General features: G+C 70.3%; 13 protein-coding genes and 3 pseudogenes. 11 read left to right on the top strand and 5 right to left on the bottom strand.

Annotated elements, in window-relative coordinates; genetic code table 11:
- Positions 1-173: 173 nt before the first annotated feature.
- Positions 174-1,784, bottom strand: a complete 1,611-nt coding sequence (locus ACZ4UB_RS32635) for a serine/threonine-protein kinase (protein WP_468075804.1) — start codon at positions 1,782-1,784, stop codon at positions 174-176.
- A gap of 202 nt (positions 1,785-1,986) precedes the next feature.
- Here ACZ4UB_RS32635 and ACZ4UB_RS32630 point away from each other — a divergent pair, with 202 nt between their 5' ends.
- Positions 1,987-2,457 carry a Dps family protein gene (locus tag ACZ4UB_RS32630; RefSeq protein ID WP_468075802.1) on the top strand — a complete coding sequence of 157 codons (471 nt, stop codon included), beginning with the start codon at positions 1,987-1,989 and terminating at the stop codon, positions 2,455-2,457.
- A 99-nt stretch (positions 2,458-2,556) separates the two neighbouring features.
- Here ACZ4UB_RS32630 and ACZ4UB_RS32625 read toward each other — a convergent pair.
- Positions 2,557-2,862, bottom strand: a pseudogene (locus ACZ4UB_RS32625) (peptidylprolyl isomerase); the annotation flags it as partial.
- A gap of 314 nt (positions 2,863-3,176) precedes the next feature.
- Between ACZ4UB_RS32625 and ACZ4UB_RS32620 the strand changes: the two are divergent.
- From ACZ4UB_RS32620 to ACZ4UB_RS32610, 3 genes are all read left to right on the top strand, one after another.
- Complete coding sequence (locus ACZ4UB_RS32620; RefSeq protein ID WP_468075800.1) at positions 3,177-3,584, top strand: PPOX class F420-dependent oxidoreductase; 408 nt, start codon at positions 3,177-3,179, stop codon at positions 3,582-3,584.
- A gap of 362 nt (positions 3,585-3,946) precedes the next feature.
- Entirely contained in the window at positions 3,947-4,306 is a 360-nt protein-coding gene (locus tag ACZ4UB_RS32615) for a hypothetical protein (RefSeq protein WP_468075798.1), read from the top strand.
- Positions 4,307-4,637: 331 nt separating this feature from the next.
- Positions 4,638-5,153, top strand: coding sequence for a hypothetical protein (locus ACZ4UB_RS32610; RefSeq protein ID WP_468075796.1), 516 nt, complete (start codon positions 4,638-4,640; stop codon positions 5,151-5,153).
- A gap of 112 nt (positions 5,154-5,265) precedes the next feature.
- Here the strand turns inward: ACZ4UB_RS32610 and ACZ4UB_RS32605 are convergent, their stop codons facing one another.
- Positions 5,266-5,955, bottom strand: a complete 690-nt coding sequence (locus ACZ4UB_RS32605) for a recombinase family protein (protein WP_468075794.1) — start codon at positions 5,953-5,955, stop codon at positions 5,266-5,268.
- Positions 5,956-6,199: 244 nt separating this feature from the next.
- Here ACZ4UB_RS32605 and ACZ4UB_RS32600 point away from each other — a divergent pair, with 244 nt between their 5' ends.
- From ACZ4UB_RS32600 to ACZ4UB_RS32590, 3 genes are read left to right on the top strand one after another with little or no spacing between them, the layout of a single operon-like run.
- Complete coding sequence (locus tag ACZ4UB_RS32600; protein ID WP_468075792.1) at positions 6,200-6,835, top strand: PadR family transcriptional regulator; 636 nt, start codon at positions 6,200-6,202, stop codon at positions 6,833-6,835.
- A complete protein-coding gene (locus ACZ4UB_RS32595; protein ID WP_468075789.1) occupies positions 6,832-7,074 on the top strand; it encodes an FAD-dependent monooxygenase in 243 nt (80 codons plus the stop codon). The genes ACZ4UB_RS32600 and ACZ4UB_RS32595 overlap by 4 nt, the downstream gene beginning before the upstream one ends.
- A complete protein-coding gene (locus ACZ4UB_RS32590; RefSeq protein WP_468075787.1) occupies positions 7,041-8,336 on the top strand; it encodes an FAD-dependent monooxygenase in 1,296 nt (431 codons plus the stop codon). Before ACZ4UB_RS32595 ends, ACZ4UB_RS32590 begins: the two co-directional genes overlap by 34 nt.
- Positions 8,337-8,722: 386 nt before the next feature.
- Here the strand turns inward: ACZ4UB_RS32590 and ACZ4UB_RS32585 are convergent.
- Together ACZ4UB_RS32585 and ACZ4UB_RS32580 are read right to left on the bottom strand one after the other, a co-directional pair.
- Positions 8,723-8,818, bottom strand: a pseudogene (locus tag ACZ4UB_RS32585) (DUF6233 domain-containing protein); the annotation flags it as partial.
- Positions 8,819-9,067: 249 nt separating this feature from the next.
- Positions 9,068-10,429, bottom strand: a complete 1,362-nt coding sequence (locus tag ACZ4UB_RS32580) for an FAD-dependent oxidoreductase (RefSeq protein ID WP_468075785.1) — start codon at positions 10,427-10,429, stop codon at positions 9,068-9,070.
- 292 nt (positions 10,430-10,721) lie between these two features.
- Between ACZ4UB_RS32580 and ACZ4UB_RS32575 the strand changes: the two are divergent.
- From ACZ4UB_RS32575 to ACZ4UB_RS32560, 4 genes and pseudogenes are all read left to right on the top strand, one after another.
- Positions 10,722-11,335 (top strand): annotated as a pseudogene (locus ACZ4UB_RS32575) (methyltransferase domain-containing protein).
- A 4-nt stretch (positions 11,336-11,339) separates the two neighbouring features.
- Positions 11,340-11,714: an ArsR/SmtB family transcription factor gene (locus tag ACZ4UB_RS32570; RefSeq protein ID WP_468075783.1), complete on the top strand. Its 375-nt coding sequence runs from the start codon at positions 11,340-11,342 to the stop codon at positions 11,712-11,714.
- The gene (locus tag ACZ4UB_RS32565; protein WP_468075781.1) at positions 11,711-12,208 is read left to right on the top strand and encodes a GNAT family N-acetyltransferase; all 498 of its coding nucleotides are present in this window, start codon (positions 11,711-11,713) and stop codon (positions 12,206-12,208) included. The genes ACZ4UB_RS32570 and ACZ4UB_RS32565 overlap by 4 nt, the downstream gene beginning before the upstream one ends.
- Positions 12,209-12,555: 347 nt before the next feature.
- A complete protein-coding gene (locus tag ACZ4UB_RS32560) occupies positions 12,556-13,062 on the top strand; it encodes a hypothetical protein (RefSeq protein ID WP_468075779.1) in 507 nt (168 codons plus the stop codon).
- Positions 13,063-13,076: the final 14 nt, after the last annotated feature.

Here is a 13,076-nt window from a genome sequence, read left to right as displayed (position 1 = left end):
CCACTGCCGCCAGACGCGGCGCATGTACCCGCCGAACCGCGCCGCAACGTTCGTGCGGGCTCGGAGTCCCTGCGGATGAACGTCCGCCTGCGTATAGCACTGGAGGTGAACGCCACCATGGCGGCCGACAGGAACCGACCGATCCGGACTCAGGTCACTGGGCCGCGCGCCGGTCAGTAGACAGGGCGGCGGATGTCGTCGCGAATTTTACGGGCTTCCGCTGCCGCGAGATCGATGCTGCGGTCCGGTGTGAACTCCAGGCGCGCGGCGGTGTTGTCATCGGCCCAGGCGCAGTAGGTGACGGCGCTCTCGGTGCTGGAGGACAGCGTCTCGCAGCTGAACGCGACGTCGTATCCGGGGAAACGGACCTCCTTGCGCGGTGTGACGACGGTGGGTTCTGTGGACGCGCTCGGCGTTGGCAGCATGCGGGTGCGGTGTTCTTCCGGGTACTTGAGCCGACCGTAGAGGGCGTCGATCTTCACCTGCCGGAACACGTTCGACGTGCCCGTTCCGGTGTAGGTGACGGAGACGCTGGTCGCGTCCTTCCTGTCGGCGAGGTCCTCGGCCTTCTCCAGCCGTGGCGCCCTGTCCACGAGTGTGTACCTACCTCCCGCCACTGAGGTGAACATGGTGAGCTGGTGCGTCGCCGCGGGGAAGGGGGCGCCGTCCGAGGCGTCGGAGGAGTAGGCGACGTAACCCGCGATCGCGCCCGCCGCCAGGAGCAGGGCGCCACCCACACCGACGGCGGCCAGCCGCGCGCGGCCCGGCCTCGGCCCGGTCGTGGTGGTGGGGCTCCGCTCCGGGGGCGTGGCCTGCGGTGGTGCGTCGGCGGGGGCCGGTCGGTGCCGGACATGGGCGGCGGTGATGGTGCGCTCGTCGTCCGCCCCGTCGTCCGCCCCGACGGTCGGTACGGGCGGGTCCGGCACGGGTGGTGCCGGTACGGACACCGGCGGCGCGGGCGGAGCGGACACCGGCGGGGTCTCCAGAGCGGCCTCCGGAACAACCTCCGGGGCGAGGAGGTCCAACAGCCTCTCGGGCGTCGGCCGGTGCTGCGGATCCTTGGCAAGGCAGGCGGCCACCACGGGAACCAGTTGGCGCGGAAGGGCGGACAGGTCCGGGCTCTCGTGCACCGACCGGTACATCAGCCCCATTGGCGTGCCCGACCCGAACGCGCTGCCCCCGGCCGCCGCGACCAGCACCGCGCCCAGCGCGAACACATCGGCCGAGCTGGTCACTTCGTTGCCCTGGGCCTGTTCGGGGGCCAGGAAACCCGGCGTGCCGAAAGCCGCCCCGGTCGCGGTCAGTCGGGTCGACTCCACCGCGCGGGCGATGCCGAAGTCCAGGACGCGCGGACCGTCACCGGCCATGATGATGTTGCCGGGCTTCAGGTCCCGGTGGACCAGGCCGCAGGCGTGGACGGCCTGCAGGGCCTCCGCCAACGCGGCCCCGAGCAGGCGTAGTTCGGTCTCGTCCAGCGGCCCCTGCTCGGCGATCATCTGCGAGAGGGTCGGCCCCGGGATGTACGCGGTGGCCAGCCAGGGAGCCGCAGCCTCCGGATCGGCGTCGACGACCGGAGCCGTGTGGAAGCCACCCACCTTGCGCGCGGCCTCGACCTCGGCGCGGAACCGCGCGCGGAAGTGCGGATCGGCGGCCAGCTCCGGCCGGGCCACCTTCACCGCCACGGCGCGCCCGCCGCGGGAGCGGGCCAGGTACACCGTGCCCATCCCGCCCGCACCCAGCTCGCGCTCCACGGCGTACCCGCCGATGCGCCCCGGTATCTCCACCTCGTCGCCTCCCGACCACGTGCCCCGTACGCCCCTCCGCCAAGGCACCGCGCGTCAGTATGGCCGACTCCGCGCGACGGGGACGGTGGTATCCGCGGGCTTCCGAAACCGACCGTTTTGATGTGAGTGGGCGGGGTAGGCGGCGTTTCAGCTTGTGATCGCCGGCCGTAGGTCGCCGGCCGTACGACGAATGGAGAACCCTGTGTCCGTGGTGAAGAGCGCCCTGCCCGCCGACGACGTGAAGATCGTCGGTGAGGCCCTGCAAGGCGCACTGGTGGATTTGGTGGACCTGGCGCTGGTCGCCAAGCAAGTGCACTGGAACGTGGTGGGCCCGCGCTTCCGGTCGGTCCACCTGCAGCTCGACGACGTCGTCGGCTCGGCGCGTGCGCATTCCGACGTGGTGGCCGAACGCGCCTCCGCCCTCGGTGTGACCCCGGACGGGCGCGCGGGCACCGTGGCGTCGTCCAGCGGGATCGCGGAGGTGCGGGCCGGCTGGGTCAAGGACGTGGAGGCGGTGCAGATCCTGGTGAACGCGCTCGCCGCCGTCGTCACCCGGATGCGCGAGCGCATCCGGGCCACGGGCGACGCCGACCCGGTCACCGAGGACATCCTCATCGGCCTGACCGGCGACCTCGAGAAGCACCACTGGATGTTCCAGGCCGAAAGCGCCTGACCGGGGCGGGGGAGTGGTCCAGCCGCAGGACAGCGCCTACGCCCATGCCTGCGGCAGCGAGGGGCGGCAGGGGCGGCTGGAGAAGGGTCTTGGGTCTCGGCCGGGGTCGAGGAAGTCGTTGTCGGCGACGTTGATGAAGAACTGGGATGTCGCCGAGTTCGGGTCGGAGGTGCGGGCCATGGCCAGCGTGCCGCGGGTCTCCTTCTGAACCATCTGGTCGGTGAAGCCGCCGCCCTGGACCATGAAGCCCGGGATCACGCGGTGGAAGATCGTGTTGTCGTAGAACCCCGAGTCCACGTATTCGAGGAAGTTCTTCACCGAGATCGGGGCCTTCTCGGCGTTCAGCTCGATCTCGATCTGCCCGAAGCTGGTGTCCAGCACGACGTGCGGCGTCTGGTCGCTCATCCTGTCTCCGCTCAGATCTGACGGTCTTTCGAATCATCGTGGGGAGCACTGGGGGACGAGCGCCTCACGGGCGAGGAGGAGGACCTCGGCGAGGACGCTTCCCAGCTGGCGCCGGGCAACACCCCTGGACCTCGACGGGCTACTTCAGCCTGGGACTCGGCCGCACGGGTGAACCGTCGAAGGACTTGAAGCGGCGGGCCTGATGCGCTTGCGGGGGAGCGGTGATTTTTGGAGGCTGGTCGTTACTGATCTTCAGTGACGGGAAAGCTGGTCCGTCCGAAGACCACCGCACGCCGAGGGAAGGAACCCGCCCCGTGTCCGCTGCACTCTCCGACGATCTGCAGAAGGTCATCGACGACACCCCTGTCTTCGCGACCGTCGCCACCATCCAGCCGGACGGCAGTCCACAGCTGTCCGTCACCTGGCTCGCCCGGGACGGCGACGACCTGCTGTTCTCCACGACCGTCGGCCGTCGCAAGGAGACCAACCTGCGCAGGGACCCCCGGGTCACCGTCATGATCAACCCTGCGAACGCGCCCTACACCTATGCCGAGATCCGGGGCGAGGCCACCTTGACCACCGAAGGCGGACGGGAACTGATCGACGAGCTGTCGCGCAAGTACACGGGCAAGGACTACGCGGACTTCAACCCCGCATCGGCCGACGACGCCCAACGGGTCGTGGTCCGCATCACCCCCAGGAAGGTCGTCGGCTCGCTCTGAGCCACGTCCCGGCCACCACGTCCGGCAGCACGCCCTACGCCAGCTGCGGCGCCGTTGCGGGAACGCCCTGCTGGGCTGGGGCCGCTGGCCGGCTGGACCACGGAGGTGACCTTGCCGGTCGGGGGTACGTTCGACGCCCCGGCGAAGGGCAGCCTGCGCGCGGACGCGGTGTTCGCGCTCCCCGGCACGCACGTGCCGCTGCCGTTCCTGGCGGTCGACAACGGCACGGAGCCGCCGTCGGTCCTGGCGGACAAGATCCGCCGCTCGCGCAGGTTCTTCGCCCGCCTTGTCGCGCCCGGGTCCATCCGCCGGTCGCGATCGTGTTCGCCCAGCGCATGGGCGAGGACGCGATGCGCACGCGGATGCGCCGAGTCGCCCAGCTGTGCGAGGACGACCGGTGCGGCACGCTGAGGCTCGACTGCGAGCCGAAGGCCCACACGGACGACTACATCGACTACCGGGGCAGCGCCCCGGTCGTCGTGACCCACCTGGACCTCTTGACGGAGCTGGGCCCGCACGGGCCGATCTGGTGGCGCTACGGCCGCAGGGGCGGGCGCGGGTACGGGCATCCCCTGCTACGAGTGCCGGAGTGCCGCCGCAGAGCGCGCGCCAGCAGCAAGCCGGCGCCGGCGCCGGTGCAGGGGTCGCTGCCGTTGGCGAACAGAACCGAGCAAGACCATGACGAGGCCGTGGGCGCAGGCTTCTTTCAACCTCGGTGGTGAGGTCGCGGCGGGGACGTAGGGCGCTGCTGCGACCTGGGCCATGGTCCGAAGATGCGCAAAGTAGGAGGCGCAGTACTCCTCATCGATCAGAGGAACGATCTTGTCGAGGTCGGCGATGCAACCCCAGAGGTAGGCGATGCCACTGCCGTCGAGCCCGCCCTTTAGTGCCGTATCAGGCAACGTTCGCCCTGGTGTGAGGGCCTCCCTGCTGGGGTCTGTAGCCGCTGGCGCCTACGGCACTGGTGCCGTCCGGCGGCTCGCGTCATCATCGGAGCTGTCCGCGAGCCCCGGGGGCGGTGTCGCGGCTACCGGGCAGGAATGAGGGGCGACGATGGTGAGATGGCGAAGGCTGGGTCACGAGGACTCTCATCAGCCGAGCGCGGAAGAGATCCTGGAGGTGATGGATCTCCTACCGGACCCGGAAAGCGAGGATCGCATCGTGCTGGCGATAGACGCGAACCGGTGCGCGTTGCGGGGAGATGCACCCCGGACCGCGGCGGCTGTCCTTCGGACGATGCTGGAACAGATGGAGAGAGAGGGAACGGTCCGGCGCTTCGCCCCCGGTACTCTCGATCTTCCGCAGTTCGGCCCGCGGTGGTGGTCAGAGGCGAGGGCGCGGCAAAGGGACGAGGAGCGCCAGGCGGCGGCCGAGCGGCGCCGGGACGCGGCCGTGAAGCCGATGTCAGCACAGGGGCGCCGCGAGGCGGAGATCTCGGAAGCGCTCCGGGAGGAGCGGGCCAGCGGAGGCAGCCCGTTGAAGAGGGCCGTCGACGCCACTCTGGAGGCGAATCGGCGTAGGTACGAGGAGTATCGGCGCCGTTCAGCCGGGGAGGGCGGGGCGAACTGAGACGTTCCGGCCCGCCAGAATCGGCAGGACCCGACTCGGCCGGCCCCCGCGGCCCGGACGCCGTCTCCAGGCTCTGCTCAGGGCCTGGCGTCTGTAACCGCACGTCGGCAACCTATGCTTCCGGCCCTTCCGCTTCACCCGCCTTGGCCCGGGGAGCCGTCGAACACATCCCGCCCCACGAAGCTGCCACCGTCGCTTGGCGCGCGCGTCCGCCTACCTGCCGTTGCGAACGTGCTCTGGTCGGGGTCGAGCCAAGATGCCTGCAAACCCACATTGAGATGATCTTGCAGAGCTGATCCGGGCGAGATGACTCGCTGTCATTCGGTCTGGAAGGCAGCGAAGTCGACGTCGGCCTGCTGTACGGCTTTGGGGGTAAGACTGGGCCTTCTCGTGCTCCGTCTCGGCCCTCGCGGCGAAGAACATCGGAGAGCATCCGGCCGAGGCCGGACGGTTCGTAGGTGCCGGGTATCGGGCCGGCCAGCATCTCCAGGACCAGGTCGTCGCCCAGCGCGGTGAGTTCGGCGGCGTCGCGGCCGAGCCGCTTCATCTCGTACACGGGAGAGAGCACCCGGCAGTGCGGTGCGTGGGCCTTGATCTCGCGGGCCAGAGCGAGGGCGGCCTCGAACCGCGGGCGGGCCCGGATACGGCTGCTGATCTCCTCGGAGAAGATCTCGTCGCGCGGGATGCCGTGAGCGCGGAGTGCGTTGAGCTGCGACTGAAGCTCTTGCGTGACGCGCGAGCAGCGGGCGTACCCGATGTGGATGTCCGCGCCCGGGGCGCTGGCCGGGGCCGAGGTCGGCACCCGTAGCAGCTTGGCGAGCCGGGCGACCTTCTTGAGCGAGAACGGGTTCTGGGAACTGATCGGGCGTCCGGGCCGGCTCCGCCGACCCTTTCCGATCTTGCTCCCGGAAAGGGCCGTATGTGGGAGATCTGCGTTCGCCGTCGACCTGCGCGTAAACCCACAGGCACAGGCACAGGCACAGGCGCTCGCCTCAAGTAGTCGATACCGTATAGTCGGTTCCTACTATTAGAGATCGGTGATGTGGATGGCGAAGCGGAAGATCTCCAACACACTGGCGCTGGCCGTGCTGGGCCTGCTCCAAGAACAGCCAATGCACCCCTACGAGATGGCGGCCACCCTGCGGGAGCGGCACAAGGACAGCAGCTTCAAGGTCAACTCCGGGTCCCTGTACGACACGGTCGAGGCGTTGGTTCGACATGGCTGGATCGAGCCGGTGGAGACGGCGCGCGATGGCAGGCGGCCGGAGCGAACCGTGTACGCGACGACCGAGCTGGGCCAAAGCGAATTCGTGCGCTGGATCGACGAGCTCCTGCGCATGCCCGTCGCGGAGTACCCGAAGTTCATGGCCGCGGTGTCCTACCTCGGCGCTCTCGGTCCGGACAGGGCGGCGGAGGCACTGGTCGAACGGGCGGGGCATCTGGCCCAACGCATCGAGGAGACGAACACAGTGCTGGCCGACACGGTCGGCTCCGGTAAGGTCCCGCGCTTGTTCATGATCGAAACCGAGTGCGCGCTGCACGCCTGGGAGGCCGAACTGGCCTGGACGCGGCGGACCATCGCCGAGATCCGCGACGGCAGCCTGTTCTGGCCCAAGGTCGAGCAAACCGAACAGGGATGGACCTGGTCCGCCCCCACGTCCCCAGAAGGAACCACACGATGACCGAGGTGCTGATCGTCGGAGCCGGCCCGGCCGGCCTGTTACTCGCGAGCGAACTCCGACTCGCCGGCGTCGACACGGTCGTCGTCGAACGCCACGCGCAGCGGCCGGACTTCTGCCGGGGCTTCAACCTCAACGCCCGCGCCCTGGACCTGCTGGCGCGGCGCGGCGCGGCCTCGCCGAGAGGCTCGTCGGCGAGGGCTGGCAAGTGCCGCACGCCGCGTTCTCCGGCCTGCCGGTGACGCTCACCCTCGCTGGCACGCACACCGACCACCCGTACTCGCTGGGCATCCCGCAGACCCGGGTCGAGGAGATACTCGAGGCGCACGCCCTCGACCTGGGAGCCGACATCCGGCGCGGACACGAACTGCGCGCCCTGGAACAGGATTCCGAGTCCGTCACCGCCACCGTCACCACCGGTGACCGCGAGTACCGCGTCCGGGCCGCGTACCTGGTCGGCTGCGACGGCGGCCGCAGCACCGTCCGCAAACAGGTTGGCATCAACTTCCCCGGTACCGCGGCGACCCGCTTCTACCTGCTCGGCGACGTCGAGCTCGCCGACCCCGAGGCATTGACGTTCGGCGCGAGCGCCGGCCCCGGCGGGACCGTGTTCGCCATCCCCCGCCCCGGCTACGTGAGGGTCATCACCTCCGACCGGCAACCGCCTGCGGACAAAGACACCCCGGTCACCGTGGACCTGCTCCAAAGCGCCATGGATGACGCGCTCGGCCGCCACGTCGGGCTACGCGCCGCACGCTGGCTGACTCGGTTCGGCGACGCAGCCCGGCAGGCGTCCGAGTACGTACGAGGCAGGGTCATCCTGGCCGGAGACGCCGCACACATCCACCCGCCGGCCGGGGCGATCGGCGTCAACGTCGCCCTGGACGACGCGTTCAACCTCGGCTGGAAGCTCGCCGCCACGGTGCGCGGCACCGCCCCGACGCACCTGCTCGCCAGCTACCACGCCGAACGCCACACCGCCGGTGCGCACGTGTTGGCCAACACGCGAGCCCAGGTGCTGCTCGGCGACGCCGATGAACGGCTCGCTCCGATCACCGACCTCCTCACCCGCGTCGCCCGCCACCCCGCGGGCAACCGCGCTCTCACGGAGACCATCACCGGGCTAGACGCCCGCTACGAGATGCGCCCCGACTCCGACCATCCCTGGTTGGGCCGCCTGGCGCCCGATCTCGCCCTGACCACAGGCGACGGCCGTACGCGCCTGGGCGGGTTGCTCATCTCTGGACGCGGCGCGCTGCTCGACCTGACCGCAGGAGGCACCATCCGCGATTCGGCCGCAGGATGGGCAGACCAAGTGGACATCGTCACCGCGACCTGCCCCGACCATCCCGAACTCGAGGCCATCCTCCTGCGGCCGGACGGGCACACCGCCTGGCTGCGGACCGTCGGTCACGACCACGCCGACGGGCTTCACCAGGCGCTGCAACACTGGTACGGCCCGGCCGCACCAGCCCACGCCGCGTCTGCGGAAACGGCCCACTAGCGAGCCAGGTGCTGCCACCGTCGTGTGCGGTCGGCGGGCGGGAACGGAGTGGGATCGGAGCGCCCCGAGCAGGGACCGCTCGGGCAGGCGGGACTCGGTGGCCTGCTGCCGCTTTGCCGCGCTCGGGCACCGCTCGTCCGCGTTGTGCTTCTCCAGCGTGGGTACCCCGGTCGGCGTACTCCTCCGAGCCGGTGACCGCGATGTCGCCGCACTGCGGGTCTTCGCGAGGTGGCGTACACGATCGGGAACTAGATGTGGGCGGATGCCCGGGCCTCCGGCCGCGGCGGTCCTCGTCCCGGCCGCGGCCGCGGCGCCCGCCCTGTGCGTCCGGCGGATAGACGATGACGTACAGGTCAGGGCTCATCTCTCCACCGTGCTGTACTTGGTCACTCCAGCACTCCGAGGGCGGTTTCCGGGCGGCAGTGAGTGCAAGCGGTCACGCCCTCCGTGAGCGCCTGGCGGGCTTGCTCGGTGGTGACGGGGAGGCAGCGTTCTTCGGTGTCCCGGCAGTCTCCCGTGTGGGGCGAGACGGGTGGCCTGCCGTCCGGTGCCGATGCCGCGTTCGAGGAGCCATGCGGGCGGTTCCGGCGGGGGCCGCCGTTGGGCGGCGGCCTCGCCGGTCCGGGTGATGCGCTGAACGGTGGGGTGCGGGGCGGGCATGACGGTGCGGGGCCGCGACTGGACCCCCGTCCCGGTCGCGGCCCCGCTGCTTCGGTGAGCCGTCGGTTCGGTCAGCAGCCGCCGGTGGCGGGGGCGCCGACGGTGAGGGTGACCGGGGTGGCGCAGCATCCGCCATCGGTTTCTTCGGGGGCTGCGGGCTGGTCGAAGAGGCCGGCTCCGCCGCAGACTCCGGTTTCGGGGAGGGTGAGTTCGACGCGCTGGGCTGCTTCGTGGTCGCCGGCGAGGTGGGCGGCGATGGAGCGGACCTGTTCGTAGCCGGTCATGGCGAGGAAGGTGGGGGCGCGGCCGTAGGACTTCATGCCGACGAGGTAGAGGTCCTGTTCGGGGTGGGCGAGCTCGCTGACACCGTGGGGGTAGACGGTGCCGCAGGAGTGCTGGTTCGGGTCGATCAACGGCGCCAGCTCGACGGGCGCTTGGAGGCGCTCGTCCAGGGCGAGCCGGAGCTCGTCGAGGAAGGTGAGGTCGGGGCGCAGGCCGGTGAGGACGATGACCTCGTCGACGGGGTCGAGGCGGCGGCCGTCCTCTCCGATGAGGATCAGGCGGCCGTGGGTGTCGCGTTCGATGGTGTCGGTGCGGAAGCCGGTGACGGCGTCGGCGTGGCCGTTGTCGACGGCGGCCTTCGCGGCGAGGCCGAGGGCGCCGCGGGCGGGGAGTTGGTCGGCTTCGCCGCCGCCGAAGGTGGATCCGGAGATGCCGCGGCGCAGGATCCAGGTGGCGTGGGTGCCCGGACCGTCGTCGGCCTGGGCGAGGTCTGCGAGGGTGGCGAGCGCGGTGAAGGCGGAGGCTCCGGAGCCGATGACGGCGGTGCGCTTGCCGGCGTACCGGGCGCGGACGGCGGGGTCCTTGAGGTCCGGGATCCGGTAGGTGATCCGGTGGGCGGCGGCCTTCTCGCCGAGCGCGGGCAGACCGGCGGCGCCGGCCGGGCCGGGGGTGGACCAGGTGCCGGAGGCGTCGATGACTGCCCGCCCCAGGACGCGCTGCTCGCGGCCGTCGGCGCTCTCGTAGTGGACGGTGAACGGCTGGGTGTCGCGGTCGGCGTCGACGATGCGGTCTCGGCCGGTGCGCGCGGCGCCGGTGACCCTGGCGTCGTAGCGGACGCGCTCGCCGAGGACGTCGGCGAGGGGCTGGAGGTAGAGGGTGGCCCAGTCCCCGCCGGACGGGTAGGTTGCGCCGTCGGGGCAGATCCAGCCGGTGGGGGCCAGGAGCTTCTCGGCGGCCGGGTCGACGACCTCGCTCCAGGGGGAGAAGAGCCGGACGTGGGACCAGGCGCGGACGGCGGTCGCGGCGGCGGTTCCGGCTTCCAGGACGAGGACCTCGATACCCCGGTCGACCAGGTGCGCGGCGGCGGCCAGACCGGTGGGACCGGCCCCGATCACGATGACGGGCAGGGCGGGGATGGCAGGGGTGGTCACGACGACTCCTCGATCTGTTTCGACGTTTGTCGATGTGCTGGCGCCGTCTCAGCATCACACCGGGTTCGACATCCGTCAACATAGATGTCCGTCAAAGCAGCGCCTCCCGCGCTTCGAGGCGGCGGGGGCCTGTCGGTGTCCTGGTCTGGCTGTATCGATACTCACCTATGTTGACGTTCGTCGATTCAGGGGGTGAGGCCGTCGAGGCAGGTCGACGGCCGTGAACCCGAGGAGTGCTCCATCCGAGAACCCCACCCCCGCCTCCGTCCCCACGTCGGTCGGGGAGGCCGAGCTGCGCGAGACGGTCCGCTCCGGTAGGTGGCGGCGGCCGTGCAGGTGGCCGAGGGCGGCAGTGCGTGGTGCGGCCCGGAGGCGATCGAGAACGACGGCAACTTCGGCGCCGGCCTCTACGTGGAAGGTGAGCGCGGCGTCCTGCCGGCCGAGGCGGTCGCCGCCTCGTTGGGCTGCGGCAACCCGACCGCGGTCGCCGATCTGAACGAGGGTGACCGCGTGCTGGACCTCGGCTCGGGCGGGGGCATCGACGTCCTGCTGTCCGCGCGCCGCGTCGGGGCGAGTGGGAAGGCGTACGGGCTCGACATGACCGAGGAGGTGCTGGCCCTCGGCGTCTGCGACGTCGTCGCCGACGACACCCTCACCCCGAGCAGTGGGCCGAGCGCGGCGACTACGTCGGCTGCATCACAGGCGCCCTTTCCTTCATCGAATACCGACAGGGCCTGGGTGGCCGGGTTCACCGACGTCACCATCGCGGCGACCAGGCGTCGGGCTGCTGACGCCGACGCGGGCAGGCGCGCGGGCGCGGGCCGGGTCGGCGGGATCGGCTGTGCGAGGTGGAGGCCGCAGCCCCGTGGCCTCACTACCTTCGTGTTTCGACGTGTGTCAACATAGACGTATGTCGAATGCGAAGGTTCTGTCGCTCCTGGAGCCCGAGGCCGTCGCCCCGTGCTGCCCTCCGCTCAACGAGCGTCCGATGTCCGCCGACGAGGCCGAGATCGCGGCGAAGATGTTCAAGGCTCTCGGCGACCCGGTGCGCCTGCGCCTGTTTTCCGCGGTCGCCTCCCACGAGGGCGGCGAGGCATGTGTGTGCGACATCTCCGATGTGGGTGTCTCCCAGCCGACCGTCTCCCACCACCTGAAGAAGCTGAAGGAGGCGGGTCTGCTGTCCTCCGAGCGCCGGGGTACCTGGGTGTACTACCGGGTCGAGCCGTCCGTCCTCGCGGCGATGGGCGCCCTGCTCACCGGACCGGCGAAGACCGCGGCCGCGTGAACACGGTGCGGATCCGCCCGCTCCGGGCCGAGGACGCCGACCAGGTCCTGTCCATCTATCAAGCCGGCATCGACGAGGGCAACGCGACCTTCGAGACCACCGCACCCACCTGGGCCGACTTCGACGCGGCGAAACTGCCCGAGCACCGCTTCGCCGCGACCGGTGCCGACGGCGCGCTGCTTGGTTGGGTCGCCGCCACCCGTGTCTCCGACCGCTGCGCGTACGCGGGCGTCGTCGAGCACTCCGTCTACGTCCACCCCGCCGCCCGCGGCCGAGGTGTCGCCCGCTGCCTGCTGGACGCGCTGATCGCCTCGACCGAGGTGGCGGGGATCTGGACGATCCAGTCCGGGATCTTCCCCGAGAACACCGCGAGCCTGGCCCTGCACCAGCGGGCCGGGTTCCGCATCATCGGCACCCGCGAACGCATCGGCCGCCAGCACGGGCTGTGGCGCGACGTCGTGTTGCTGGAGCGCCGAAGCCCTCACCTCATGTGAGTCCCCATCACTGCCCGGACGGCGTGGGGAGCTGTCCGGCGCGGTCCGGGTCGACCACGGCGCCCTCGTCGAAGGCGCGGTTCCAGGTGTCGCTGTAGTGCTGTAGTGCTGTAGAGCTGTAGGTCTTCGGGCGGCAGGTCGAGGTCTCCTTCCACCCGCACTTCCTGACTTGCCGGTGGCCTTGAGGGTCTCGGGGCGTTTGACGGTCTTGCCGACGTCTTAGCGGGTGCCCGGTGTTTGTTCTTGGCGGCGGGTCGCCGGCCGGGGCTAGGTCGTGTCGTCAAACGGACCGTGGGGTCAGGGCTGAACGGTGTGGAGGACGGGGCGGCCTGCTGAGCGAAACCCACATGCCAGCGCTGGTGCGCATGAGCGATGATCCACTGATGTTGAACGTCACCGATGTGGACGATGCCGCAAGCACGGCTCTCCTGCTGACCACGATGCATCGGCTGCACAAGCAGCTGGACGATTTCACCACTCAGCTCTACATCGCCTATGACTTCGGGGATGAGTCCGGGCTGGCGCCTGCCATCTTGATTGAAGAACACGCTGCGGGACCTGAACTGAGGACCTACCACTGCTTCGGCTTCTTCGCGGAGGGCGATCCGGATGTCAGTGAGCTGCGGTTCTCGGCAGGTGTGACCATCACCTCGACCGGGTGCATCGTTGAAGCCATGGTCGATGTTGCCCTTGAACAACCCCTGGGAGAGTTCGGCGCCGATGTCCACACCCTGTACCACGAGCGGATCGATCGGCTTTCCCTTCCGGACGCCCTGAGCCGTTTGGAGGAACAGGTCACGGCGCTCTGCACAATGGACGATGTGCCGAATCGTCTGGGATTCGATACGCGTTGATCGGTCATCTTCTC

The organism is Streptomyces sp. NPDC028419 (genome assembly GCF_055565515.1).
This window is presented reverse-complemented; position numbering and strand designations above follow the sequence as displayed.

Bases quoted from the DNA above. Each gene is read 5' to 3' on its own strand.
- ACZ4UB_RS32595 (WP_468075789.1), top strand. From the start codon at position 6,832: ATGACCGAGGTGCTGATCGTCGGAGCCGGCCCGGCCGGCCTGTTACTC.
- ACZ4UB_RS32560 (WP_468075779.1), top strand. From the start codon at position 12,556: ATGCCAGCGCTGGTGCGCATGAGCGATGATCCACTGATGTTGAACGTC.
- ACZ4UB_RS32570 (WP_468075783.1), top strand. From the start codon at position 11,340: ATGTCGAATGCGAAGGTTCTGTCGCTCCTGGAGCCCGAGGCCGTCGCC.
- ACZ4UB_RS32615 (WP_468075798.1), top strand. From the start codon at position 3,947: ATGCGCCGAGTCGCCCAGCTGTGCGAGGACGACCGGTGCGGCACGCTG.
- ACZ4UB_RS32610 (WP_468075796.1), top strand. From the start codon at position 4,638: ATGGTGAGATGGCGAAGGCTGGGTCACGAGGACTCTCATCAGCCGAGC.
- ACZ4UB_RS32600 (WP_468075792.1), top strand. From the start codon at position 6,200: ATGGCGAAGCGGAAGATCTCCAACACACTGGCGCTGGCCGTGCTGGGC.